The 24,136-nt window shown below is 62.7% G+C and carries 21 protein-coding genes; 9 read left to right on the top strand and 12 right to left on the bottom strand.

Annotated elements, in window-relative coordinates; genetic code table 11:
* Positions 1 to 17: 17 nt before the first annotated feature.
* From IB264_RS15100 to IB264_RS15090, 3 genes are all read right to left on the bottom strand, one after another.
* Positions 18 to 1,232: a TCR/Tet family MFS transporter gene (locus tag IB264_RS15100; protein ID WP_025427540.1), complete on the bottom strand. Its 1,215-nt coding sequence runs from the start codon at positions 1,230 to 1,232 to the stop codon at positions 18 to 20.
* 646 nt (positions 1,233 to 1,878) lie between these two features.
* On the bottom strand, positions 1,879 to 2,352 hold the full coding sequence (locus IB264_RS15095) for a VOC family protein (RefSeq protein WP_025427541.1): 474 nt from the start codon (positions 2,350 to 2,352) through the stop codon (positions 1,879 to 1,881).
* Between the two features lie 211 nt (positions 2,353 to 2,563).
* Entirely contained in the window at positions 2,564 to 4,522 is a 1,959-nt protein-coding gene (locus IB264_RS15090) for an elongation factor G (protein ID WP_025427542.1), read from the bottom strand.
* Positions 4,523 to 4,797: 275 nt separating this feature from the next.
* Here IB264_RS15090 and IB264_RS15085 point away from each other — a divergent pair, with 275 nt between their 5' ends.
* Entirely contained in the window at positions 4,798 to 5,481 is a 684-nt protein-coding gene (locus IB264_RS15085; protein WP_025427543.1) for a glutathione S-transferase family protein, read from the top strand.
* A gap of 40 nt (positions 5,482 to 5,521) precedes the next feature.
* Here the strand turns inward: IB264_RS15085 and IB264_RS15080 are convergent, their stop codons facing one another.
* Positions 5,522 to 6,385 (bottom strand): hypothetical protein, encoded by an 864-nt coding sequence (locus IB264_RS15080; RefSeq protein WP_025427544.1) that lies wholly within the window; start codon positions 6,383 to 6,385, stop codon positions 5,522 to 5,524.
* On the bottom strand, positions 6,382 to 7,191 hold the full coding sequence (locus IB264_RS15075) for an alpha/beta fold hydrolase (RefSeq protein ID WP_025427545.1): 810 nt from the start codon (positions 7,189 to 7,191) through the stop codon (positions 6,382 to 6,384). Before IB264_RS15075 ends, IB264_RS15080 begins: the two co-directional genes overlap by 4 nt.
* Before the next feature lie 222 nt (positions 7,192 to 7,413).
* On the opposite strand from IB264_RS15075, the gene IB264_RS15070 reads away from it, so the two are divergent.
* The 3 genes from IB264_RS15070 to IB264_RS15060 all read left to right on the top strand — a co-directional run bounded on the left by IB264_RS15070 (position 7,414) and on the right by IB264_RS15060 (position 9,932).
* Complete coding sequence (locus tag IB264_RS15070; RefSeq protein WP_025427546.1) at positions 7,414 to 8,463, top strand: aldo/keto reductase; 1,050 nt, start codon at positions 7,414 to 7,416, stop codon at positions 8,461 to 8,463.
* Between the two features lie 378 nt (positions 8,464 to 8,841).
* On the top strand, positions 8,842 to 9,246 hold the full coding sequence (locus IB264_RS34635; protein ID WP_025427547.1) for an antitoxin Xre-like helix-turn-helix domain-containing protein: 405 nt from the start codon (positions 8,842 to 8,844) through the stop codon (positions 9,244 to 9,246).
* On the top strand, positions 9,243 to 9,932 hold the full coding sequence (locus tag IB264_RS15060) for an RES family NAD+ phosphorylase (RefSeq protein ID WP_025427548.1): 690 nt from the start codon (positions 9,243 to 9,245) through the stop codon (positions 9,930 to 9,932). Before IB264_RS34635 ends, IB264_RS15060 begins: the two co-directional genes overlap by 4 nt.
* Before the next feature lie 493 nt (positions 9,933 to 10,425).
* On the opposite strand, the gene IB264_RS15055 is transcribed toward IB264_RS15060, so the two are convergent.
* Positions 10,426 to 10,917 carry a hypothetical protein gene (locus IB264_RS15055; protein WP_025427549.1) on the bottom strand — a complete coding sequence of 164 codons (492 nt, stop codon included), beginning with the start codon at positions 10,915 to 10,917 and terminating at the stop codon, positions 10,426 to 10,428.
* A 364-nt stretch (positions 10,918 to 11,281) separates the two neighbouring features.
* Positions 11,282 to 12,202: a LysR family transcriptional regulator gene (locus IB264_RS15050; RefSeq protein WP_025427550.1), complete on the bottom strand. Its 921-nt coding sequence runs from the start codon at positions 12,200 to 12,202 to the stop codon at positions 11,282 to 11,284.
* Between the two features lie 240 nt (positions 12,203 to 12,442).
* On the opposite strand from IB264_RS15050, the gene IB264_RS15045 reads away from it, so the two are divergent.
* The 3 genes from IB264_RS15045 to IB264_RS15035 all read left to right on the top strand — a co-directional run bounded on the left by IB264_RS15045 (position 12,443) and on the right by IB264_RS15035 (position 14,686).
* Positions 12,443 to 12,853: a cupin domain-containing protein gene (locus IB264_RS15045; RefSeq protein WP_025427551.1), complete on the top strand. Its 411-nt coding sequence runs from the start codon at positions 12,443 to 12,445 to the stop codon at positions 12,851 to 12,853.
* An 89-nt stretch (positions 12,854 to 12,942) separates the two neighbouring features.
* Positions 12,943 to 13,932 (top strand): aldo/keto reductase, encoded by a 990-nt coding sequence (locus IB264_RS15040; protein WP_025427552.1) that lies wholly within the window; start codon positions 12,943 to 12,945, stop codon positions 13,930 to 13,932.
* A 13-nt stretch (positions 13,933 to 13,945) separates the two neighbouring features.
* Positions 13,946 to 14,686, top strand: coding sequence for an SDR family oxidoreductase (locus IB264_RS15035; RefSeq protein ID WP_025427553.1), 741 nt, complete (start codon positions 13,946 to 13,948; stop codon positions 14,684 to 14,686).
* A 192-nt stretch (positions 14,687 to 14,878) separates the two neighbouring features.
* Here IB264_RS15035 and gcvA read toward each other — a convergent pair whose 3' ends face one another.
* Positions 14,879 to 15,829, bottom strand: a complete 951-nt coding sequence (gcvA, locus tag IB264_RS15030) for a transcriptional regulator GcvA (RefSeq protein ID WP_025427554.1) — start codon at positions 15,827 to 15,829, stop codon at positions 14,879 to 14,881.
* 149 nt (positions 15,830 to 15,978) lie between these two features.
* Here gcvA and IB264_RS15025 point away from each other — a divergent pair, with 149 nt between their 5' ends.
* Both IB264_RS15025 and IB264_RS15020 read left to right on the top strand, forming a co-directional pair.
* On the top strand, positions 15,979 to 17,397 hold the full coding sequence (locus tag IB264_RS15025; protein ID WP_081788907.1) for an MFS transporter: 1,419 nt from the start codon (positions 15,979 to 15,981) through the stop codon (positions 17,395 to 17,397).
* 66 nt (positions 17,398 to 17,463) lie between these two features.
* Positions 17,464 to 17,868 (top strand): DUF4180 domain-containing protein, encoded by a 405-nt coding sequence (locus IB264_RS15020; RefSeq protein ID WP_234907744.1) that lies wholly within the window; start codon positions 17,464 to 17,466, stop codon positions 17,866 to 17,868.
* 142 nt (positions 17,869 to 18,010) lie between these two features.
* On the opposite strand, the gene IB264_RS15015 is transcribed toward IB264_RS15020, so the two are convergent.
* From IB264_RS15015 to IB264_RS15000, 4 genes are all read right to left on the bottom strand, one after another.
* The gene (locus tag IB264_RS15015; RefSeq protein WP_025427557.1) at positions 18,011 to 18,781 is read right to left on the bottom strand and encodes a siderophore-interacting protein; all 771 of its coding nucleotides are present in this window, start codon (positions 18,779 to 18,781) and stop codon (positions 18,011 to 18,013) included.
* 300 nt (positions 18,782 to 19,081) lie between these two features.
* Positions 19,082 to 20,557, bottom strand: a complete 1,476-nt coding sequence (locus IB264_RS15010; protein WP_025427558.1) for a DUF1254 domain-containing protein — start codon at positions 20,555 to 20,557, stop codon at positions 19,082 to 19,084.
* 51 nt (positions 20,558 to 20,608) lie between these two features.
* Entirely contained in the window at positions 20,609 to 22,099 is a 1,491-nt protein-coding gene (locus IB264_RS15005) for a DUF1254 domain-containing protein (protein ID WP_038576223.1), read from the bottom strand.
* A gap of 485 nt (positions 22,100 to 22,584) precedes the next feature.
* Entirely contained in the window at positions 22,585 to 23,814 is a 1,230-nt protein-coding gene (locus IB264_RS15000) for a PLP-dependent aminotransferase family protein (RefSeq protein ID WP_025427560.1), read from the bottom strand.
* Between the last annotated feature and the right edge of the window lie 322 nt (positions 23,815 to 24,136).

Below are 24,136 nucleotides of genomic sequence, written 5' to 3'. Positions count from 1 at the left end.
ATGCAGCCGACGCGATCTCACCCTCGGGATGACGACGTCGCTGGGCCGGCGTCAGGCAGCGAATGCCCATACCGCAGACCGAGAACCAGGGGCACGGCGATCGCATAGATGACGACGACCGTAAGCCAGATTGCACCGGGCCATTGCTCCCGGACGACGAAATAGAAGCTTGAGAACGCCAGCGGCGCCACGATCGAGGCGAGGCTGACGGCCGACGTCAGCACGCCCTGGAACTGGCCCTGCTGGTCCTCGTCGACCTGCCGGGTCGCCAGGGATTGCAGCGCCGGCGTGCCAATGCCGCCAAGCGCGAAAACCGCCATGATCGCGAAGATCATCCAACCCTCTGTCGCAAACGCCATGACAACAAGCGCAAGACAAACGCCAGCGATGCCCGTCAGGATGGTGGCGCGCTCGCCGAGCAGTTTCACGACCGGACCGGGAAGGAAGGCCTGGGCAAGGGCCTGGCAGACGCCAAAGGCGCCGAGTGAAAGGCCGATCCAGAGCCCGTTCCATTGAAAGGTGTCGCTGCCCCAGAGCGCCCAGCAGGTGCCATAAGCGTCGCCGGTGGCGCTGAAGATGAAGAAGGTGAGGAGACGGGAAAGCAGGCTCTTCACAGAAAACACCCAGCGCAGCGGCCGAAGCGGGTTCAGCGCTGCAAGATCGATCTTCTCCCGGCTCGGCGCGCGCGACTCCGGCAGGATGAAGAACGCCAGCAGCAGATTGAAGCCGTTCAGCACGGCCGCCGCGATGAATGGCAGCCGCAGCCAAGTGTCGCCCAAAACGCCGCCAAGCACTGGGCCGATGATGAAGCCGATACCGAACATGGCGTTGAACAGGCCGAAGCGCCGGGCGCGCTTATCCTCCGGCGAGATGTCGGTGATGTAGGCTGATGCCACCGACATGTTGGCGCTCGTCAGGCCGGCGATCGCGCGGCCGATGAAGAGCATCCAGAGATTGGGTGCAAAAGCCAGGAACAGGTAGTTGATGGCGGCACCGCCAAGCGAAATCAAGAGCACCGGCCGACGGCCCAGCCGATCGCTGAGCGCGCCGAGCACCGGCGCAAAGATGAACTGCATCACCGCGTAAAGTGCGGTCATGATGCCGATATAGGGGGCGACGTTGTCGGCGTGGGTCACCTCCTTGAGCAGCGAGGGCAGGATTGGAAAGATGAGGCCGATGCCGATGGCATCGAGGACAATGGCAGTAAAGATGACGATGAGGGGTCTGGTCATGACAGGTTCCGATGGACGCAAGCATGCGGACGCCGCCAGGCGCCATGAGCTCACGATAAGGCCCGACAGAGGTCAGGCGTTTGATGTTCTGGGAACCGCTGGCCGATCCATACGTCAGGCGTACGGATGGCGTGTGCTTGACCGCCTGGACGTGAATTCGTCCACCTGTTTACTCCGCCACTGAGCGGATCAAGGGAAGCAGTCGCTTTTCGCGATGGGCGATATTTACGCCAGACGATTGCGCGCGGCAAGCCCCCTGCTGCTGGCGCGTGGTGGCTGGCAGCTTCTTGCCAGGCGTCGGTTTGGACCTGGCCCTGCCAAAACGGCGGCACCAATGCGTCCGTCCTAGTCCTGCCTTCTTTTGGAAAGAACGCGCCTCCGGCCCGACAGCGGAGGACTTGCGCGCCATGGCCACGACCCGGCATCCTCGGCTGCCGTGGCTGAAAGCCAGATTGTAGGCCGTTGTGTTGAGGTAGCCGGCTGCGTCTACGCAGAGCCGCCATTTGCCGCGGCTGGTGAGGCCGCAGGCGCCTGTTGCGCTCGCGCGGTCCTCTGAAGGTGGATGGAAGGACAGAGCAACCATCTGACCAGCTCGCGCCGCCCGGCGCGCTTCACGCCAGGCGCGTCGCCCGCGAAAGGGATGGTCTCAGCCGCGGCGCGCCGCTTCGATCGCCGCCACGTCAATCTTCCTCATGGTCATCATCGCGTCGAATGCACGCTTGGCCTCAGCACCGCCTATGGCGAGCGCATCGGTCAGCACGCGCGGCGTGATCTGCCAGGACAGGCCCCATTTGTCCTTGCACCAGCCGCATTCGCTTTCCTTGCCACCGTTGCCGACGATGGCGTTCCAGTAGCGGTCGGTTTCTTCCTGACTGTCGGTTGCGATCTGAAAGGAGAAGGCTTCGCTGTGTTTGAACGTGGAGCCACCGTTCAGGCCGATACAGGCAACACCCGCAACCGTGAATTCAACGACCAGCACATCTCCCTGTTTTCCATCCGGATAATCTCCAGGCGCACGGATCACAGCGCCTACTGCGCTGTCGGGAAAGGTCGCGGCATAAAAGCGGGCCGCCTCCTCCGCGTCCTTGTCGTACCATAGGCAGATCGTATTCTTGGCCATTGTGTCGTCCTCTCACTGTTCGTTGCCCAATCCGGCCTGAACGACTTGAAGTAGGAGGAAAACCGCCTGTCTCCAGCCCGGACACCCAATTTGATGGGAAAAATGAGACAAGCCGGCCAGTTTGCCGAACCGTTTGCCTGGCGCGGCCCGGAGCCTCGCCGCATGGGCCGCCGAGGACTATGCCGGAGCGAAAGCCTGGTCCGTGCGCGACCTACCCAGCCTGCGCCGTCCCATGAGAATGGATCACCGCCTCGGCCTCCTTGCCGTAGAGCTCCTCGAAATGGTCGAAGTTCTTGGAGAAGTAGCCGATCCCTTGCGTTGCCGAACGCAACGCCCGCGCCAGCTCGTCGAGCGCCGAGCCCGGCACCAGGGCGCGAAAAACGTCCCAGCCCTTGGCCGCCTCGTCGCGGTCGAAGCCGAGCACCTGGCCCTTGAAGGTCGAGACAACCGGCACCAGGCTGCCGGAATAGATCGACGGGATGTGGATCTCGACGCGCACCACCGGCTGCATCAGCACGGCGGAGGCCTGCGACAGCGCCTGGCGCACGCCCATCTTGGCAGCAGCCCGGAAGGCGAATTCGGAGCTGTCGACCTGATGGTGCTGGCCATCCGTCAGCGTCACGCCGACATCGATCACCTGAAAGCCGAGCGGCCCCTTCTCCATCGCCTCGCGTGCGCCCGCCTCGATCGCCGGGATGAAGTTGCGTGGCACCGCGCCGCCCTTCACCGTCTCGTTGAAGCTGAAGCCGCCGCCGCGCTGGTTGGGGTGAACACTGAGCTTGACGTCGGCAAACTGCCCCGCCCCGCCCGTCTGCTTGCGGTGGCGGTAGTGCACGTCTGAGGGTTTGAGCACCGTCTCGCGATAGGTCGGGCTCGGCGGCCTATCGGTGACGCCGACATGGAAGACATCGGCCAGCGTCTTGCAGAGATCGCGCAGATGCACCGGCCCCTGCACGCAGATCAGCTGCGCGCCTGTGCCCTCCTCCTGCATCACCTTGAGGCTGCGATCGGTCTCCGCCAGCTTCGCAAGCGTACCGGAAAGCTTGGTCTCGTCGCGCTCGCTGTCGGGCACCAGGATGCGCTCCAGCATCGGCGTCGGCGGCACCGTCCAGTCAGGCGCCTCGGATGCGGCAGTGCCGGTCAGAAGCGCCGGCACCGGCAGGTGGTCGGATTTGACGGCGGCAAAGATCGTGCCAGGCTCCGGTGTCCCTGTGGCAAGCGGTTTTCCGGTCGCCGGGTCCTGCACCGAGCCGACACCGCCGCCGCCGAGTGCCGCACCCTGTTTGATGCCGTTTGAAAGCGCGCGGACAAGCACGGTCTTGCCGACATTCTGGCGGTGATAGGCATGAAAGCTGACGGCAGCGAGGTTCGCTTCGGGAACCTTGCTCGCCTCGCCGAGCCTTTTTCGCAGCGTGTCGACCGGCGGCGCCTCGTGCCTCAGCGCCTTCATCAGCCGCAGGATGCCGTTGCTGTGGCTCGCCGCGCCGACGAGAACAGGGATGATCCGGTTTTCCCTGAGCAGCCGCGAGGAGATGGCATAGATCGTGTCGCTGCCGGGCTCGCGATCCTCGATCAGCTCTTCGAGCAGCCAGTCGTCGAATTCCGAGAGATGTTCGAGCAATTCGGTGCGCGCTTCCTTCTCGCGCTCCAGCGTCGTATCCGGGATCTCGATCAGCGCCGAGGTCTGGCCCTCGCGATAGCGCCAGGCCCGCTCGGAGATCAGGTCGCAGCTGCCGACGATCCTGTCGCCTTCGCGGATCGGCACCTGCCGCAGGATCAGCATGTGGCTGGAATAGTCCTGCAGCGCGGCGATGACATCCCGCAACCGGCCGCGCGGCTCGTCCATGCGGTTGACGAAGATGATGCAGGGCGTGCCCGATGCTTCGATCACCTTGAGATAGGGCGCTGCCAGCACCGCCTCCTCCGGCGCCGGCGAGACGCAGAGCACGCAGGCGTCGCTCGCCAGAAGCGCGTGCTGCGCGTGCGCGAGCGCCTCGGTGCCGCCGGGCGCATCGAGCGCGCACCAGGCTTCCTTGCCGATCTCGAATTCGGTGATGTTCAATCCATAAGGTGACGTGGCCTTTCTGGAGCTTTCCCCCAGCGCAGCCAGTTTTTCCACCAGCGTGGATTTTCCGGTCTGCGAAGGCCCAACTACCGTGAAGCAGCGCATCGGCGATCCTCCCCTGTTGCGGAGCGCCGTGCGTTTCGACGCCCTGCCTTCTATTAAGTCTAGCGCATCTTTTGGGCTTTCAATGGCCTTGGGCAAAAACGGAACACGAACCGTGCTTCAAAGCACGCCACTTGGCGTTCGCAACACTCCAAAAACTGATTGCATAAGTGCATCAGTTTTGCCATAAGTTCCCCAGTAAAATCCGACCCATCAGCGTTGCGCCGGGTTACCGGACGCAACGCCCGCCTGAACCGTCAGCATCGGAGATTGTCCGCATGTCGCTCACGCTTTATCTGCATCCGCTCGCCTCATTCTGCCACAAGGTGCTGATCGCGCTCTATGAGAACGATACACCCTTCGAGCCGAGCCTGGTCGATCTTCTGGATCCCGTGGAGGCGGCCCGTTTCGCTGAGCTCTGGCCGGTCGGCAAGATGCCGGTGCTGCGCGACAGCGCCCGCGATGTCACCATCCCGGAGACGTCCATCATCATCGAATATGTCGATCGCCATTACCCCGGCAGCCAGCCGCTGATCCCCAGGGATAGCGACGCGGCGCTACAGGCGCGGCTCTGGGATCGCTTCTTCGATCTCTACATCCATGTGCCGATGCAGAAGATCGTCACCGACACGCTGCGCGCCCAGGGCGAGAACGACCATCGCGGTGTCGCAGATGCCCGCGCTACGCTCGGCGTCGCCTATCGCATGGCCGACCGGCATTTCGCAATCAACGCCTTTGCCGGCGGTGCCGCCTTCAGCCTTGCAGATTGCGCCGCGGCCCCCGCACTCTTTTATGCCGGAATTGTCGAGCCCTTTGCCGACGCCTATCCGCATCTCTCCGCCTATTTCGAACGGCTGCTCGAACGCCCTTCGATGACCCGCGTGCTGGCCGAGGCGCGCCCCTATTTCCACATGTTTCCCTATAAGGATCTCATGCCCGCGCGCTTTCTTGCCGGGGCCTGAAACGGCCTCGAAACCGCCGCCCGCCGTCGGACGCCGCACCCTAGAATTGTGGTTGCGGCTCGGCCTGCCCGCTGCCTTCCGGGCCGCTGTCCCTCGCCTTCGCCGGCTGCAGAACCTCGAGCGTGCGCACCAGCTCCCAGGCCGCCTGAAGTTCGGTTTCAAACAGCGCGATGCTGACATCGATCGGCTCAAGCCTCGCGCGCGAAGACGGTATTTCCCGGCGGCCGATCTCGTCCTGTACCCGGTAGAGATCGGCGCGAAGCGCATCGACATTCAGTCCGAGCGAGTGCAGCACGATGTTGATCTTGCGTTGCAGGTAGCCCCGCGAACCGGCGCTGAGCTCCGAGCGCAAACCCAGGATCGACAGAAAATTGACGAGGAAGAGATAACCGTCGGCCCCGAGATCGGCCTCAGGATAGCGCGGCAAGGCGCGCAACGTCTCGGAAAAGCGTGGCCGCGAGCACAGGAAGATATCGATCCGGAACGCCGTGTCGATCAGCTCGGTCCATTCCGCTTCATCGAGCGGGCCAAGCTCACTCAGTTCATGGTCAAGGTTGAAATAGGGCATCGAGCGCCTGGCGAGGATGAGCGCCAGCCGGACGGTAGAAGGCGACATCGGCGAGCCGCGCGCGGCTTCCGCCTCCGCCAGGCGCACGATGCCGGCGTCCGGCACGCCCCGTTCGATCTCGCCCCGGCTTGCCAGATATTCGTAGCGCAGCATCGACGTCTGGAGATAGGCGAGCCAGGCAAGCCGCACCTGTCTGGATGCGGCCCAGCGCGCCAGAAGATAGCCGCTGCCGACAACGGGCAAGTTGTAGAGGCGCAGATCGTGCCGCTCGAAGCAATTGTGCTCGAAACCGGCAAAGCTCTCCAGCGACAGTTGGGGGCTTGCCACGTCGCTCACCGCAGGCACTCCTCGATGTCGTCGAGTACCCGGCGATAGCCGGCATCGCTCTTGCAGACATCCGTGTGGTTGCGACGATCAACGGTATAGAACGGCGGATCCTGCGCAAAATCGCCGGGTTCGACGATATTTTCATACTGGCCGATCGTGATCTTGGTCGCGACCAGACATCGCAGTCGGCCCCGCGCCAGCCGCGTCAACGTCCCGGCTTCGATATCCCTTATGAAGTCCGATTTAGGCCGAAGGTCTTCCAGGATCGGTGCCTTGTAGAGCAGGCCGCATCGCAGCGCCGCCAGTATCCCGTGCCCCACCATCATCCCGCCCGCGTTGTGCAGCGCGTTCGATCCCTTGTGAGCAGGCGCAAAGAGCAGAAGCTGGATGTGATCCGCATAGGCGTCGTTGGCGCGGGCGAGATCCAGCGCCACCTGCCGCATGATCGCGCCACCCAGCGAATGCGCCACCACGACGACCCGGTCGTAGATGAAGGGCTGCCGCTGCGCTCCGTAATAGATGTAGCGATTGGAAAATTCGGCCGGCTCGGCCAGCAGCTTGCGAAACAGATCGAGCACCCAGCGACTGATCACACGCGCCCGGCTGCGCACGCTGTCATAACCGAGGAAGAGAACGTCCGCAGAGGAAAAAAGCGCATCCCGCCGGATATAGGCACTGGCATTGTGCCACGTCGCCTCCGCGGCGCCGGTAAAACCGTGCAGGAAAACGACCAGCGTTCCGGGCGTATCGAGGCACCAGAAGGCCGAACTGCCCACGCCGAAATCGATCCGGCCGAGACAATAGTGATTGCTCATTGCCCGCCCTTCCAACGCCTCTCCGCCCGCCATGATACAAGGCATTGCCCGATCAAGCGATGCATCTATTATAAGTAGCATTGCGGCGCCGCACGCGCGGACGTTCTCCCGTTCGACGCGGAGCCGACGCCTCATCCGCACCGTCACCTTGTTCCGCCTCGCTCCGCCCCTAATTTGTCACCCAACAGCAAAGGCCGACACCACAGGGAAGAGGAAAGCCAGATGGAATACCGACTGCTTGGCCGCTCCGGCCTGAAAATCTCGACGATCACCATGGGAACGATGACGATCGGTGGCGGCGGCAAGTTCGCGCAGGTCGGCAATGTCGGTCTCGACGAGGCGCGCCGCTATGTCGACATGTGCCTCGATGCCGGCGTCAACCTGATCGACACCGCCGATATCTATTCCACCGGCGGCTCGGAGGAAATTATCGGCGACATCCTCGCCGGCAAGCGCAAGAACGGCGTGCTGGTTGCCACCAAGGCGCGTTTCAACATGGGGCCGGGCCCGAACGACGGCGGCCTCTCCCGCCACCACCTGATTGCCGCCTGCGAAGCGAGCCTCAGGCGGTTGAAGACCGATGTCATCGATCTCTACCAAGTGCACGAATGGGACGGCCAGACGCCGCTCGAAGAAACGATGGAGGCGCTCGACACGCTCGTTCGCCACGGCAAGGTGCGCTACATCGGCTGCTCCAACTATTCCGGCTGGCACATCATGAAGGCGCTCGGCATCAGCGCGCTCGACCGCCGCCACCGCTTCGTCAGCCAGCAGATCCACTACACGCTCGAAGCCCGCGAGGCCGAATACGAACTGCTGCCGATCAGCATCGACCAGGGCCTCGGCGTGCTCGTCTGGAGCCCGCTTGCCGGCGGCCTGCTGTCGGGCAAGCACCGGCGCAACCAGACGCCGGAGGGTACCCGCCAGCTCGCCGGCTGGAACGAGCCGCCGATCCGCGACGAAGAACGGCTGTGGAAGATCGTCGACATGCTGGTAGCGATATCAGGCGAGCGCGGCGTCTCGCCAGCCCAGATCGCCCTTGCCTGGCTGATCGACCGCAAGGGCGTCACCTCCGTCATCATCGGCGGTCGCCGGGAGGAGCAGTTCCGCGACAACCTTGCCGCCGCAAGCCTCAAGCTTACCGATGAGGAGCGCGAACTGCTCGACGCCGTCAGTCTGCCGCCGGTCATCTATCCCTACTGGCACCAGCTGCGCAGCGCCAAGGACCGACTTGGCGAAGCCGATCTTTCGCTGCTGGGCCCGCATGTGTGAGAGCACGCTATTGCCAACGCGGCGAAGCGCGTTGCCCCTCATCCGGCCTGCCGGCCACCTTCTCCCCGCATGCGGGGAGAAGGAAACCCGCGGCGCCCTACCCATTCACATCGCGCCATACCAAAGCCTCCCGATCACCATGAGAGGGATCGCCGAGTTGCAACCCACTCTGTACCGCGTCCCCTCTCCCCGCCTGCGGGGAGAGGGTTAGGGTGAGGGGCCAATCTGCGACAGCAGTGAGTGGCAAAACTGCGAGAGCCCGGCGAGAACCCACCCGGCCACGCGTCGCTGTCGGACACCACACCTCCCCTTGACTTCCAGCTCAAAACCCCCATTTTATATCATATGATACGGCACGGGATTTCATAGGAGACGTTCATGCCCAGCGCACAGCCGGTTCTTGCCCCCGACCGCGACGCGGCAAGACATGAGGAAGCCGTCATCGTCAGGGCGGTGGTGAAGGCCTGCGACCTGTGGAAGCTGACCAACCGGGAAGCGTCGCAGCTCTTCGACGTGCCGATCGCCACCTGGAACCGGATGAAGGCCGGCGACTTCAAGGGCAAGCTCGACCAGGACAAGCGCATGCGTGCCAGCCTGATCGTCGGCATCTTCAAGGGCCTGCGGCTCTATTTCAACGGACCGCTGACCTATCAATGGCCAAAGGCGGTCAACACCGGGCCGGTCTTCGACGGCCAGTCGCCGGTCGACCTGATGATCGAGGGCGGCATACCCGCGATGATGAAGGTGCGCCGCTATCTCGATGGCCTGCGCGGCGGCCTATGATCGCCGAGATCGATTTTACCGATCCGGCCACCATCCGGCTGATCTCGACCGCCTATATCGACGAGCCGGCCGTCAAGCCGCTCTGCGACGACGAGGACGACATCGAGATCCTCAACCGGCTGGAGGCGCTGACATCCGCGCGGCTGAGCCCGCTGGCGCTACCCGCCGGTGTCAACCCGGCGGAGCTTCTGAACGAATCCTTCGGCTACGGCTGGTCGCTGATCAACGCCGCCTTCTGCCACGCCCGCCCGCCGGGCAACCGCTTCAACAACGAGGACCGCGGCGCCTGGTACTGCGCCTTCGGCGACACCGCGCTCGAAACCTGCCAGGCCGAGATCGTCTATCACCGCACCCGCGCGCTTGCCGACGCCGGTATGTTCCAAGACATCGGCGCCTACCGCGAGCTGATCGCCGGCTTCACCTGCCGTTTCCACGATGTCCGCGGCGAAACCGATGCTACCTATCTCGACTCCGACCCGACCCTTGCCTATCCGGCCGGTCAGGCACTCGCCGCCACTGTCTACGCGGAAGGCGGCAACGGCCTGATCTACCCCTCCGCCCGTCACCTCTCAGGCGAATGCATCGCCGTCTTCCGCCCCGCCGTCATCCAGAACATCCGCCAGGGCCAAACGATCACCTTCGAGTGGAAGGGTTCGCCCGAACCGACGATCCGGCGGGAAGGCTGAGGGTGCCGCAGCGGAGCTGCGGACGCAAAGTCATCTGTGATGCGGAAAGATCTAAATCCACTGACTGCCTAAAAACTCCCTCATTCCGGCCTTGTGCCGGAATCCAGCCAGCCCAAGTCCTTGGGCTGAAAGGTCTTTTGACCTGACAGCCGCCAAGTCGCTGGATGCCGGTACACGGCCGGAATGAGGGAGAGCAAGTCGCGCGCTCCGCCCTGAGCGGAACGGTTCGTCGGAACCAACCACTCAGCACCGGGGCTCGGGAATAGGTCGAAACGCCATCAGGCGGTAAGTTTGGAATGCCGGGAATGCGCTACTGCATGTTTCCTTAGATCCTATTCGATTTAAGGATAAAAACATGCAGCAATTCAAAGTGCTACAGCGACCTTTGCGCGTCTAATAAGACGCGCGGCGCTGTAGCAACGCACGCGACATCATCAATGCGCAGATGCACCACGCTCCCGCTCGCGGTCCATTCGAGCTTGTCAGGGCGTGATTACTGAGCGGCCTGGCAAGCCCTCAGGGCCTTGAAGGCTGCGTCGGTTCCGGCCAATTTTACGACAATGGGATTGCCGCCCTGGGGCGTAATCGTCACAGCCTTCTTCTTGGCCAGGTCATAGATGAAGTCAGCATTGTTGACCCATACGAACGCGCCGCGATAGCCGTCTATGGCTTGGCCCTTCGCCTCGCCGCTGAACTGCTGGCCATCGACATCGAACAGGACCGCAAGCTTTTCGTTTGCAGCAACATTAGCATCAGCTTTGGTGTAGAGCGCCATGTAGCCACGCAGCGCGGCCGTTGCATCGATGCCCATCTGAACTTGTGTACCGTCTGCGTTTGATTTTGTGATCAAGCATCCTGGCCCCATGTTGTCCTTCACGAGAATGTCCCAGCCGGCTTCTGAACCGTATTTGGTCTGGGCCATCACACCGGTTGCAAGGAGGGTCGAGAACGCCAGCGTCAGTCCAATTGCAATCTCCGTTTTCATAGCAATCTCCTTATGTTTAACAGGAATTACCAAGCCAAGCGCGGAAGGACGCCGTTTATAGCAGCGCCCAACAGGCTGCGCTGCAACGGCTTCAACACGAGTTTGCGCGCAGGAGAAAAGCGAGCAACTGCGGCTTTCTAATGGAAACGGGCGAAATACTATCGGCGCTGTCGCCTGGATTGCACCGGCAATCAAATAATTCGGTGGATTAACCCTTCATTAATCTTGGAATCGCCGAAAAATTGATAACGTGAACGTGGCTGCTTGCTTTTGGGCACCGCTGCCAATCGTAAGGCATTGAGGCAACCTTAGGGCGTCCGGCAACGGGCGCTCTTTGCGTGTAGCTCTTGAAAAGTTTCAACGATCACGCCTGCTGGAATGACTTGTGACGCGGACCCCGATACCGCAGCGCGTCGGCAATCAATGCAAATGCGGGCGACGTTTGCCGGCGGCTCGGGTAATAGAGGTGGTAGCCGGCAAAGGGCGGGCACCAATCTTCCAGAACCTGCACCAGCTGGCCCGAGGCGAGATAGGGCGCGACGGCATCTTCAGGCAGGTAGGTCAGGCCCAGCCCGCCAAGGGCCGCGTTCAGCCTGAGCGCGATGTTGTTGAAGACGAGTTGGCCCTCGACCCGCACCTTCACCTCGCGGCCTTGCCTCTCGAATTCCCAGGCATAGATGCCGCCATGGGTCGGCAGGCGCAAGTTGATGCAATTGTGCTCCGTCAGGTCCTGCGGCATTAGCGGCATTTTCCGTGTGGCGAAATAGGCGGGTGCGCCGACCACCGCCATGCGCATGTCGGGCCCGATGCGCACGGCGATCATGTCCTTGGCCACCTGCTCGCCGAGGCGCACGCCGGCGTCGTAGCGCTCCGAGACGATATCGGTCAGGCCGTAGTCGACGATCACCTCGACATGAACATCCGGATAATCAGGCAAGAGCCGCTCCAGCGCCGGCCAGAGGATGCGATCGGCCGCATGCTCGCCGGCGGTGATGCGGATCGTACCCGCCGGCTTGTCGCGAAACGCGCTGAGCGCTGCCAGTTCCTGGTCGATCTCATCCAGGCGCGGCCCAATCGACACCAGCAGCCGCTCGCCAGCTTCGGTCGGCGAGACGCTGCGGGTCGTGCGCGTCAGGAGCCTCAAGCCCAGCCGCGCCTCGAGCCCGCGGATGGTGTGGCTCAGCGCCGACTGTGAGACCCCGAGCTGCGCTGCCGCCTTCGTAAAGCTCCGTTCCCTTGCTACAGCAAGGAAGGCGATGAGGTCATTGATCGGCTGGCGCGGCATTCATGAATTCCCCTCATAAGCTCGTGCGATATTTACCATCTAATCCTGATCAATCCCACGCCCTAAATTGCTGCTGCATGTTTCCTGAGATCCTATTCAATCTAGGGATAAAAACACGCAGCAATTCAAAGTGTTACAGCGACCTTTGCGCGTCCAATAAGGCGCGCGGCGCTGTAGTGACGACAGCGACGACGTCAGGCCCGACCACGGCCGCGTCGCCATTTGCAAAGGATCGACGCCATGAACATCAAACGAAGCGGCTCGCAGCCCTCGGCCAAGGGCCCGGCGGATTATTTCACCGGCACGGTGCGCATCGATGCCCCCTTCAACGGCTCGTCCCCTGCCCGCGTCGGTGGCGCCACCGTCACGTTCGAGCCCGCCGCCCGCACCGCCTGGCACACCCATCCGCTCGGCCAGACACTGATCGTCCTATCCGGCCTTGGCCGCGTCCAGCGCGAAGGCGGTCCGGTCGAGGAAATCCGCCCCGGTGATATCGTCTGGTTCGAACCGGGCGAGAAGCATTGGCACGGCGCCTCGCCTTCCGCCGCCATGACCCATGTCGCGATCGCCGAAGCCCTCGACGGCAAGGTCGTCGACTGGATGGAGAAGGTCAGCGATGCGGACTATGGCGCCGAAATCAGGGCCGACTGATCGCCATCTCCCGGAGCGCCCTCGCCAGCCCGGCCGTGTGCGCCATTTCTAGCCCAAAGACATCATCATTCGAGACAAGGAAAAGCCCCATGGAAAAGCGCACACTCGGCAAAAGCGGCCTTGAAGTCTCCGCCCTCGGCCTCGGCTGCATGGGCCTCAGCTACGGCTATGGCCCGGCAACGGAGAAGCAAGCGGCAATCGCCCTCATCCGCACCGCGTTCGAGCGCGGCGTCACCTTCTTCGACACCGCCGAGGCCTATGGCCCCTACCAAAACGAAGAACTGCTCGGCGAGGCGCTCGCGCCGATGCGCAACAAGGTGGTGATCGCCACCAAGTTCGGTTTCGACTTTGACAACCAAGGTGGCCAGAGCGGCATGAACAGCCGGCCGGATCAGATCCGCAAGGTCGCCGATGCGGCACTGAAGCGCCTGAAGACGGACGTCATCGACCTCTTCTACCAGCATCGTGTCGATCCCAATGTGCCGATCGAGGACGTGGCCGGCACGGTGCAGCGGCTGATCAGCGAAGGCAAGGTCAGGCATTTCGGCCTTTCCGAAGCCGGCGCCGAGACCATCCGCAAGGCCCATGCGGAACAGAAGGTCGCTGCACTCCAGAGCGAGTATTCGCTGTGGTGGCGCGAACCGGAGGCCGAAATCCTGCCGCTGCTCGAAGAGCTCGGCATCGGCTTCGTACCCTTCAGCCCGCTCGGCAAGGGGTTCCTGACCGGCGCCATCAACGCCGACACCACCTTCGACGCCAAGGATTTCCGCAATGTCGTGCCGCGCTTCACGCCGGAGGCGCGCAAGGCCAATCAGGCGCTGGTCGATCTCCTGGGCCAGATCGCTGCCCGCAAGGGAAAAACGCCGGCGCAGGTAGCACTCGCCTGGCTGCTGGCGCAACAGCCTTGGATCGTGCCGATCCCCGGCACCACCAAGCTGCCCCGGCTCGAGGAAAACATCGGCGCCGCGGCCGTACGGCTGACCTCGGACGATCGCGGCGAAATCGACGATGCGCTCGCCAAGGTCACCATCGAGGGCGATCGTTATCCGGCCCACCTGCAGGCGCGCGTCGGCCGCTGAAGAAGAGGCAACAATGACAGAGAATATCAAGGACAAGGTGGTCGTCATCACCGGCGCCAGCAGCGGCCTTGGCGAAGCGACGGTGCGGCGGCTTGCCGGTGACGGCGCCAGGCTGGTGCTGGGCGCGCGCCGCATCGACCGGCTGCGGGCGCTTGCCGACGAGCTATCGCTCGGCAAGCAAGCTGCCGTTCAGACCGACGTAACGTCGTTCGAGGAGGTCAAGCGCCTGGTCGATCACGCCGTCCGGCTCCATGGCCGCATCGACGTCATGCTCAACAATGCCGGGCTGATGCCGCACTCGCCATTGGAGCGCTGCAAGGTCGAGGATTGGGACCGCACCATCGACGTCAACCTCAAGGGCGTGCTCTACGGCATCGGTGCTGCACTTCCTCACATGAAGCAGCAGAAGAGCGGCCACATCATCAACGTCTCCTCGGTCGCCGGCCACAAGGTCGGCCCCGGCGGTGCCGTCTATGCCGCCACCAAACACGCCGTACGCGTGATTTCCGAGGGGCTGCGGCAGGAGGTGAAACCCTACAATATCCGCACCACCATCATCTCGCCGGGGGCGGTCGCGACCGAACTGCCCGACAGCGTCACCGAGACTGATGTCGCCGAGAATGTCCGCGCGCTCTACGAGCGTATCGCCATCCCCGCCGACAGCTTTGCCCGCGCCGTGGTCTACGCCATGAGCCAGCCGGAGGATGTCGACATCAACGAGATCCTGTTCCGGCCGACCAGCCAGGAATATTGAAGCCGCGGGAGGGTGGCGCCTTGCCGCCCTCCTCTCGTGATCCCTTCGATCGCGCAAGCTGCTTCCTGCGCAAATACCGCTACAACGACCTCGGCAGCAAGACGCCGCGCCTCTCGACGAGACGCGGCGTTTTTCTTTTGCGGGTGGCGCAACGAGGAGAACCGGGCGAAAGCACCTGTCGAGGCAGCAGCGTCAGCCGGCTGCTACGGAGGCAATTGCCGCCGGTTTCGCTCCCTGGCCAACCTCGCCCAGCATCCAGTCGCAAAACGCCAGAACCCGCGGATCCTGGCCAGAGCTTTCGGGATAGACGAGGTGATAGGCATAGTCCTCGGCGACGCTGACGCCGATGTCGAACAGCTGCACCAGCCGTCCCTCGGCAAGTTCGTTGCGGATCATCGCGAGATCGACAAGGCCGACAGCGCCACCATCGATAACGGCCTCGACCACATGGCTGGTGTCGGTAAAGGCCACGCATCGGCTGTCGTCGAAATCATCGATGCCGGCAGCCGCCATCCACATGCGCCAGTTCGGCCACAGCATGCCTTCGGTATAGCATTCGACATGGCAAAGCGTCTGAGCGAAGAGATCGCGTGGCGTCTTCGGCCGTCCGCTGGCAGCGATCAGCTTCGGGCTGCAGACCGGGGCGATCACCGCCTCGAACAGGCGCTCAGACCGCGTCTGCGCATAACGGCCGGAGCCGAAGCGGATGGCGATATCGACATCGTCGGCGTCGAAATCCCTGACCTCGTCGCTGATGTCGAATGTCAGCTCGATCGTCGGGTTGGCGGCACGAAATTGCGACAGCCGCGGCAACAGCCAGTTGGTGGCAAAACGCGGGCTGAGCGACACGCGCAACTGCTGGGCGCCGCGCGCCATCCGGCGCGCACGGCCGACCGCCCGCTGCAGCGTCTCGAGCGCCTGGACCGCTGCCTCGAACACCACGGCGCCGGCCGGCGTCAGCTGGATGCTGCGGCTGGTGCGGGTGAACAGCACGAGGCCGAGTTGATCCTCGATTTCCTTGATCTGGTAGCTGACCGCCGCCGGCGTCAGCCCGACTTCGTCGGCCGCACGGGTGAAATTGAGATGGCGACCGGCAGCCTCGAAGGTTCTGAGCGCGCGGGTTCCTGGCAGCATTCGGCTCATGGATCTTCAAGCTCCATTTAACAATGCATCGAGAACTACTTGTTTTTCAATGAGCGATCAATCGGTGATGATCGAAAGCATTGATGATCGAAGCCATCGGGACCGCAGATTTCCGTCTCGCGGCGCCCAAATTTCCATGGAGTGAACATATGTCAGTTGGCTTGACCCCGAGCGATGGGCGGGCAGATAGCGCTGCCCTTGCGCCCGGTCAGAACGACGCGCTGCATTGGCCGGCGCGCCTTTGGGTAGCGCTCTTCATCTTCAGCGGGGTGATCCTGCTCGACGGGCTCGATATCTCGATGATTGCCGTAGCGATCCCCGAAATCCAGCATGAGTTCGGTATCAGTGCAGCCACCGCACAATGGCTGGTCAGCGCCTATATCCTCGCCTTCGGCGGCTTCCTGCTTCTGGGCGGGCGCTGTGCGGATCTGTTCGGCCGCAGGCGTGTGTTGGTCGTCGGGCTCGGTGTCTTTGCCGTGGTGTCGCTGTTCGGCATGGTCACCAACGACCCGATCCTTTTGATCGTTTCGCGCTTCATCAAGGGCATGACCGCAGGTTTCACCGGACCGGCGGCCATGTCGTTGCTGACCACGACCTTCCCGGAAGGCCCCCACCGCAACAAGGCTTTCGGCATCTTCAACCTCTTCGAGGCTTCGGGCTACTCCTCCGGCCTGCTCGTCGGCGGGCTGCTCGCCGGGCTGGACTGGCGCTACATCTTCGTGCTGCCGGCGCCGATCGCGGTGCTGTTGATGCTGGCTGCTTTGCGCTTCCTGCCGCCGGATGCGCCGCGCGCCGAGCGCCTGCGGCCGGATGTCGGCGGCGCGGTCACCCTCGTCGCCGGCATGCTGCTGCTCGTCTTCACCGTCGCCTCGACGGCCGATGCCGGCTGGACCTCGCTGCGCACGACCGGTGGCCTTGCGCTCTCCGCCCTGCTGCTCATCACTTTCCTGCTGATCGAGCACCATGTCGAGCAGCCGCTGATCCGGCTCGGCATCTTTCGCAACCGCGGCCTAGTAGCCGCCAATGTCAGCGCCGCCCTGCTCTATGGCGGCGCGATGGGCTTTCAATTCCTGATCGCTCTCTATCTGCAGAACCTCCAGGGTTGGAAACCGATACATATGGCTTTGATGCTCCTGCCGGCCGGTCTCATGGTGGTCATCCTCGGGCCGAAACTGGGGGCATTGATGAACCGTTTCGGCGTCCGTCGCGTGTTGATGGTTGGACTTGTGGCCTTCGTGCCCTGCTATCTCCTGATGCTGCGGATCGGCCCGACGCCTGACCTGTGGACCGTATTGCTGCCGGCATCGCTGCTCTGGGGCATTGGCTTTGCGCTCAGCATCTCGGCGCTGATGGTCGTCGGGACCAGTGGTGTCGCAGACGAGGAACAGGGGCTGGCCGCCGGACTGCTCAACAGCTCGCTGCAGGTCGGCGGCGCCTGCGGACTTGCCGTCGTCACCGCCGCGATCATGCCCGGCACGCAACTCGCCATGCTCTATCCCGGCGTCATCGTCATCCTGGCCTTTGCTATCCTGACGCTGCTGGCGCAATTGATCCATCGCCGCCGCTGAGGAGGCCGGCGCCGGCGCCGACCCGATCAACGGTCGGTCGCCGGCGACTACGTGTAAGGCATAATCTTGCAACCTCCGTCTTTCCTCGCTATGCCCTTCGCCATGGAACAGCTCGTCGAAATCGGAAATACGCGTGTTCTCAGATGCGCAGACGAAGGCGGCCTGCTGCGGGTCGCAGGCGACGCCAATGATTTTCTTGGCGATGCCTGGGCCCATAGTGCCGATATGCTCGCGATCCCGGTCACGCGCCTCGGCCCGGATTTCCTCAACCTCAGCACGCGCGTCGCCGGCGAGGTCTTCCAGAAGTTCGTGAACTACCGCATGAAATGCGCCATCGTCGGCGATATCTCTGGGGCGCTTGAAAGCAGCAAGGCGCTTGGCGACTTCGTTCGCGAAACCAACAAGGGCAATGCGCTCTGGTTTGTGCACGATTTCGATGCGCTTCGCCTCAAGCTCGCCAGCGCCGCCTGACCCAGCTTTCCCGAATGCATGTCGCGCAAAAATGCGCTGCGGTTTTGCAATGACGACATGTGAAAAACCCGGAACTTAAAGCGCGGCAAGCACACCCCGGAGCTCGCGGCGCGCTTCAAGCGAACGGCCCGCCCCGTGGCGGTTACTCAAACTTCTCCGTGCTATCCGCCTTGCCCTTGACCCAATATCCCGATGCCTTGATCCAGGAGAGCGGATAGCCACGTTCCTCGGTGAGATGCGCGCGGATCGCCCGCGTCACCGAGGCTTCGGCCGCGACCCAGACGAAAGTGTTGGGCTCGATGACGACAGAGCTAAGGATGGCGAGAAGCGCCGAGGCGTCGGTCGCCTGATGCAAGGGGCGATAGACCCAGTGGCACGTCAGGTCGGCCTTCGTCTCGAACGCCTGTTGCTCGGCAGCGTCAGCGACGGCGGCAATGCTGGTGATACGGGCGCCGGCAGTGGCCTCCTCGATCCGCCGACCGATCGCCGGCAGCGCTGTCTCGTCGCCGATCAGCAGCCAGCGCTCGACGTTGGAAATAACCGCCGAGCCGCGTGGGCCGCCGACGCTCAAGCCATCGCCCGGGCGCGCGTTCATTGCCCACTCCGTGATCGGCCCGGCCTCGTGCAGCGCGAAATCAAGCACCAGCGTGCGGGCGGCGGCATCGTAGCGGCGCGGCGTATAGTCCCGCCGCTCCTCCGTGCCCTCGGCTGAAGGCACCAGGATCTTGACGTGATCATCGGCGCCAAGGCTGACGAAATCGGCAAGGTCATCGCCAGAGAGCGTGATGCGCAGCATGCCGGGCGTGATCCGCTCGACATCGGTAACAGTGAGCGTGCGTCGCTTGAGATCGTGACGCACACGCTCGATCCTTGGGGTGGAAGCACTGTGGAAAGAGGGTTGGCTGTTGTCCATCTGTATCCTCTGGGGGCTCGCAAATCTCGATCCGCAGGACACAGTCGCGCAGATCGAAACATGAGAGCCGTTCGATCATACGCGTTGAGTGACGTTAACGCTTACGTGGCCGGACAGCGCCCGACCATTTCGCCCGTTGTAGCCGACATGCCGCCCTTCTGCAACGCGTTCTGAACGCGCTACCAAGAGCGACAGCGCCTCTAGAGCGTTCGGACCAAACGGCGTCGCCGAAACGCTCTATCTGTTTGTTTTTGCGCATTTCCCGACGGAAAACCGCTTCGCACTTTTCCTGGAAAGGCTCTATCCCGCCTTGTCGACCGCCGGCGGCGTCCATGTGCCGTCGACAACCGTCGGCTTTGGCCAGTAGGCGCGGATGTAGAGCGAGAAATCCCCGTCCTCCGGCGCCGGCAGCCAGTTGTCGCGAAGGTCCTCCTTCGGCGGCTCGGACTGGACGTAGATCGTCAATGATCCATCGGCATTGTATTTCAGTGACTTGTTCTTGGTGCCGAGAGAATAGCGCTTGATATCGTTCGGCTCGAAGAAGTGGTGCTCGTTGTAGAGCGTCAACGACCAGAATCCATTGACCGCAGGTGCTTCGCCCTTGGCAAAGGTCACGGTGTAGCTGTTCTTGCCGTTCAGGCGTGCGCTCGCCTGATCGAGATCCTGGTAGAAATACTTGGTCTCGGATGGCGCGTTGACGAAGATGTTCGACTTGGCGACGGCCGTACGGGTGTAATAGTCCGTGCCGAACGCCGCGTTGTTCGACGTCGTCGTCCAATTGTGCGTCAAGGGCAGGCCGTAGTTGCGGAACTGGAACAGCGGCTTGACCAGCCGCTCCTCTGCCTCCACAGCCGCCTCGTCCACCGCTTTGCGAATAGCCGGGTCGGCCTTGGCCGCTTCAGCGACCGCAAGCACCTGGGCGTAGCGCGCCTCTTCGCCCGGCAAGGGCGGCGCATCGGCGAGAACCAGCGGCAACTCGTCGATGAATTTCTCCGGCACCACCCATTGCGTTTCCGCCGATCCGTCACCGGAGGCCGGCACCTTCTTGACCGTGCTCCAGTCGACCGACTTCATCGTGCCGTCGAATTCCGACAACGGATAGAGCGTGATGCCCTTCAGCACCTCCTGGATGGCTGCCTTGTCCTCAGGCGTATCGTCCTGGAAGACGCGCGGAATGACGTTGGCGGTGTTGGTCGAGGCGCGGAAAACCTTGGTGATGCCCTTGGGAACCTCCCCCTGCCAGTTCGGCCCGACGAGCAGGTAGAATCCCGGCTGCGTGCCATACATCTTGCCGAGCTGGGCAAAGCTGTCGGTCCTGAGGTCGACGACCTGATAGACCCAGAAGCGATCCTTGAAGTCTGGGACCTGAATGACAACCGGCGATTGGTCGAGCCCCAGCAGCCCTGCGCCATAGACCACGTCCTGGTTCGGGCAGGCCACCAGCCGCTCATCCGGCTCGATATAGTCCGTCAGCATCGTCAGGCTGTTGATCGGCGCCATCGGGGCGGCACCGGAATAGATCCGCTGCGGAATCTTGGAAAAGGCCAGCCGCCGATTGAACATGTTGACCATCGGCCATGCCCAGAAATAGGCATCGCTGACGACGAGCTTTGCATAGTCGGCGGTGATCCGCGTGCCTGAAACCGGGCCGGCGGGCATGGAGGTGGCCCAGGCGGGCGAGATCCGTACCGGTTCTGCCGCTGCTTGGCGAACAGCAAGGATCGCGGCAATCGCGGTCACGGCCAGGATCGGGCGATGGGTTGTGGTGGTGACCATAAGAAATTCCCAGGGAAATGAAGCGACGGGCGCCGATTGGCAGACCGTGGATTACTTGACCTTCTCCAGATCGCCGGGCTTCCAGCTCTTGTCGAAGAAGGCCTTGGTCGGGCCGTAGAGGCGCAGGATCGTGAAGAAGCCCTGGTCGGGAATCGTGGCGATCCAGTTCTTCCCCTCACCCGGCGACTTCGGCCCGAAATAGATATCGGTCGAGCCGTCGGCATTCTGGACCGGCTTGTCCATGGTGTTGAGCGAGGGGAACGGCTGGCCGTTGTCAAGGCCCGATCCGGTGACCGGATCGTAGACCGTCACCGACCAGAAGATCTTGGCCGGGATATCCTTGGGCAGGGTCAGCTTGTAGTTCACGTCGCCCGAGAGATAGTCGCCGTCGGCGTCCCTGAAGGCATTGGGATATTTGGCGCCGACATTCTCCATGTTGATCGCCATGCCCGGGCTGGTCGAATAGGCATAGGTGAAGAAGCTGGAGCGGGCATCAAGCTGGTTGTAGCTGTCGGCGGTGAAATCGGCATTGGTCGAAAACGGGTTCAGCCACTGTCGGTCCTCGTAATATCTCAACGAGGTCGGCCCATAGCCTAGGCCATGCGCCATGCGCGAGGCGGTCTTGGCCGCATCGTCGAGCAGCTTGCGCATCTCTTCGTCGGGCGCAAACGCCTGCCCCTTGATGATGCCGAGATCGGCGGCCATGCCGCGCATCTCGAAATCCTTGGGGTCGACATATTCGTGCTCGACGAAGCGCGCCAGCATGTCGAAGGCCGCGCCATCCTGCGGATAGAGCATGTTGACCGCCACGCCTGAGGCATCGGGGAACTCCATCTTCTTCGCCGTCGCCTCCTTGCCGAGCGGATAGATGCGGGTCTGTTCCATCACCTTCACCGGCTCTTCCAGTTGCTTCGGGTCCTTGAAGAAGCCGCGCCAGAAGACGAAGACGCCATAGGTTCCGGAGCGATAGGTGAAGTAGCCGTCGGGAATTCCGCCCTCATAGTCCGGCGGCAGGATCAGATACTTTCCGCCCTTGCCCTGGTCCGGTCCGGGCAGCCCGACATCACCCGCCCATTTGCGTCCGCCGATCTCGCCTTCAGACGGGATCGGCCGCTGGAAGAAATCGTCGAGGATCCCCTGAAGTCCGGGCGGAACCTCGATCACCATCGGCCCGTCTTGCTTGAGGTCGAGATAGCCGAGCCCATAGATCACATCGGAATTGGGCGTGGTGATCAGCGTCTTGGCATCAAGCCGCTTCTTGAAGATCGGCAGGACATTGTAGCCTTTGCCGAATTTGGCCTCCGAGCCTTCCTTCATGCCGTACATGTTGAGCGCCGGCAGCGCCCAGAGATAGGTCTGCACCGCCCGCTGGAAGATCAACTCTTTCTGCAGCGCGGTGACGCTGTCCGGCGACAGATATCCCTTGGTGTAGGGCGCGCGCGCCAGATCGCGCGCGTCGGCAGCGACAGTGGTTGAGGTCATCGTCGAAAGGGCGAGAAGGCCCGCAGTCAGGCCAGTAGCTAGAATAGTGTATCGTGGCATCGTCCGCTCCTGGAATGCTCGATCACAAGATCACATCGATGGAGATGACAGAAGAACGTAACAGTTACGATGGCGGCGTAACGACAGATTCAGGGCGGGCGGGGCCAATCGCGGCCAGCCAAAGCGTGTCCCGCTAAACAGCATTCCTGTGCCGTCACCAGCCCGGCCGTTTCCGCTCCGCTCAAAGCGGAAGAGACACCACAAAGCTCAGCAAATTCAGGCGGGATTGCTGACAAGCCATGCATTGTCCTCGACAGATCGCTGGGACGGCCTAGCGAGGAACCCTCACTCCTGTGCTTGTCACAGGAGTCCAGTCAGTCCAAGTCCTTGGACGGAAAGGTCTTTCGATCCGACAGACGTCGGATCGCTGGATCCCCGTCACAAGGGCGAGGATGAGGAAGAGTGAGGGGCTCTTCCCATCAAATCAAAAAAGGCGCGCCCGTTTCCGCGGACGCGCCTCTCTAGGAGAAACCGGGTGGCTACCGTCAGGCCGCCAGTGCCGCGGCTTCGCCGCGCACGAGATCGCTGAGACGGCGGATGCCCTCTTCGATCATCTTGTCGTTGGCGCAGGAGAAGGAAACGCGCAGCGTGTTCTCGCCCGAACCGTCGGCAAAGAAGGCGCGGCCGGGCACGAAGGCGACCTTGGCCGTCTCCAGCGATTTCGCCAGAAGCGCCGTTCCGTCCATGCCCTTGGGCAGCGTCACCCAGACGAACATGCCGCCTTCCGGCTTGGTCCAGGTCACGCCATCGGGCATGTACTTTTCAAGGGCTGCCAGCATGGCGCTGCGGCGGTGCTTGTAGACCCTGTGGATCTTGGCGACCTGCGCGTCGAAACCACGCTCGGCAACCGTGCAGATCGCCATCTGGTTGATGGTCGAGGAATGCAGGTCGGCCGCCTGCTTCAAGAGAACGAGCTTGCGGATCACCGTTTCCGAGGCGCAGACCCAGCCGACGCGCAGACCCGGCGCCAGCGTCTTGGAGAACGAACCGCAATAGACGGTGCGGGTGTGGTTGATGTCGCCCTTGCGGGCGATTTCCAACGCCAGGATCGGCGGGATCGCCTCGCCGTCGTAGCGCAGCGACTGGTAGGCGGCGTCTTCGATAACGGCAATGTCGAGCTCTTCGGCAAGGTCGAGCACCCGTTCGCGCCCTGCCCGGTCCACCGTCTCGCCCGTCGGGTTGGAGAAGTCGGCCGAGAGATAGGCGAACTTGACGCGGCCGCCGGCGGCTTTCGCGGCCTCGGCATAGGCCGCAGGCGTGCGGTTGCCGCCCGGGTTCAGCTGGTCATAATGCGGCTCATAGGCGTTGAACGCCTGCAGCGCGCCGAGATACGTCGGCCAGGTCACGAGCGCCGTGTCGTTGGGCGACAGGAACAGCTTGCCGATATAGTCGAGGCCCTGCTGCGAACCCGAGGTGATGAAAATGTTGTCGGCACCGGCTGGAATGCCGATCTTTTCCATCTGCTTGGCGAGCCATTCACGCAGCGGCTTGTAGCCTTCGCTGACGGAATACTGCAGCGCAGCGCTGACGGCGGGGCCGGAGAAGATCTCCGCATATGCGTCCTTAAACTCCACATCCGGAAACAGCTCGGGATCGGGAATGCCACCGGCAAACGAGATGATGTCGGGGCGGTCGAGCAGTTTCAACAGTTCGCGGATTTCCGAGGCGCGCATCCTGCTGGCGCGCGTCGCGAATATATGGTCCCAGTCGAGCATTGGGTCGTTTCCTCAAGGATTATTGGAGCGGGGCAGCGCCTCCAGGCTTCGTCCCGCAATCATTCTCATTGTGCTTCGACAGGATCACGGCGGCTAATTTATGTCAATGTTATTGACCTAAATCGGCTTCAATTTCTGCCTCACGCCATCTCACTTGACGTCAATTGAGTGACGGAGCGTAACCCACCGTTCCACCGAACGAGACTGGCCTTCGTAGCCCTGATGTTACTGTTACATCCTTGTCCGCCTCACGCACGGGGCGCAGACTTCCGTTCGTCCACCGATTGCAGACCCAGGCAGCATTTCCGACCCTTCAACGACG

It is taken from the genome of Ensifer sp. ENS11 (assembly GCF_014851895.1).
In the GTDB taxonomy this organism is placed as follows: domain Bacteria; phylum Pseudomonadota; class Alphaproteobacteria; order Rhizobiales; family Rhizobiaceae; genus Ensifer; species Ensifer canadensis.
The sequence above is the reverse complement of the archived record's forward strand: the minus strand, read 5'-3'. Positions and strand labels throughout refer to the sequence as shown.

Bases quoted from the DNA above. Each gene is read 5' to 3' on its own strand.
- IB264_RS15025 (WP_081788907.1), top strand. From the start codon at position 15,979: ATGTCAGTTGGCTTGACCCCGAGCGATGGGCGGGCAGATAGCGCTGCC.
- IB264_RS15000 (WP_025427560.1), bottom strand. From the start codon at position 23,814: ATGCTCGACTGGGACCATATATTCGCGACGCGCGCCAGCAGGATGCGC.
- IB264_RS15075 (WP_025427545.1), bottom strand. From the start codon at position 7,191: ATGAGCAATCACTATTGTCTCGGCCGGATCGATTTCGGCGTGGGCAGT.
- IB264_RS15055 (WP_025427549.1), bottom strand. From the start codon at position 10,917: ATGAAAACGGAGATTGCAATTGGACTGACGCTGGCGTTCTCGACCCTC.
- IB264_RS15100 (WP_025427540.1), bottom strand. From the start codon at position 1,232: ATGACCAGACCCCTCATCGTCATCTTTACTGCCATTGTCCTCGATGCC.
- IB264_RS34635 (WP_025427547.1), top strand. From the start codon at position 8,842: ATGCCCAGCGCACAGCCGGTTCTTGCCCCCGACCGCGACGCGGCAAGA.
- IB264_RS15015 (WP_025427557.1), bottom strand. From the start codon at position 18,781: ATGGACAACAGCCAACCCTCTTTCCACAGTGCTTCCACCCCAAGGATC.
- IB264_RS15060 (WP_025427548.1), top strand. From the start codon at position 9,243: ATGATCGCCGAGATCGATTTTACCGATCCGGCCACCATCCGGCTGATC.
- IB264_RS15085 (WP_025427543.1), top strand. From the start codon at position 4,798: ATGTCGCTCACGCTTTATCTGCATCCGCTCGCCTCATTCTGCCACAAG.
- IB264_RS15095 (WP_025427541.1), bottom strand. From the start codon at position 2,352: ATGGCCAAGAATACGATCTGCCTATGGTACGACAAGGACGCGGAGGAG.
- IB264_RS15010 (WP_025427558.1), bottom strand. From the start codon at position 20,557: ATGGTCACCACCACAACCCATCGCCCGATCCTGGCCGTGACCGCGATT.
- IB264_RS15035 (WP_025427553.1), top strand. From the start codon at position 13,946: ATGACAGAGAATATCAAGGACAAGGTGGTCGTCATCACCGGCGCCAGC.
- IB264_RS15070 (WP_025427546.1), top strand. From the start codon at position 7,414: ATGGAATACCGACTGCTTGGCCGCTCCGGCCTGAAAATCTCGACGATC.
- gcvA (WP_025427554.1), bottom strand. From the start codon at position 15,829: ATGAGCCGAATGCTGCCAGGAACCCGCGCGCTCAGAACCTTCGAGGCT.
- IB264_RS15005 (WP_038576223.1), bottom strand. From the start codon at position 22,099: ATGCCACGATACACTATTCTAGCTACTGGCCTGACTGCGGGCCTTCTC.
- IB264_RS15090 (WP_025427542.1), bottom strand. From the start codon at position 4,522: ATGCGCTGCTTCACGGTAGTTGGGCCTTCGCAGACCGGAAAATCCACG.
- IB264_RS15045 (WP_025427551.1), top strand. From the start codon at position 12,443: ATGAACATCAAACGAAGCGGCTCGCAGCCCTCGGCCAAGGGCCCGGCG.
- IB264_RS15040 (WP_025427552.1), top strand. From the start codon at position 12,943: ATGGAAAAGCGCACACTCGGCAAAAGCGGCCTTGAAGTCTCCGCCCTC.
- IB264_RS15050 (WP_025427550.1), bottom strand. From the start codon at position 12,202: ATGCCGCGCCAGCCGATCAATGACCTCATCGCCTTCCTTGCTGTAGCA.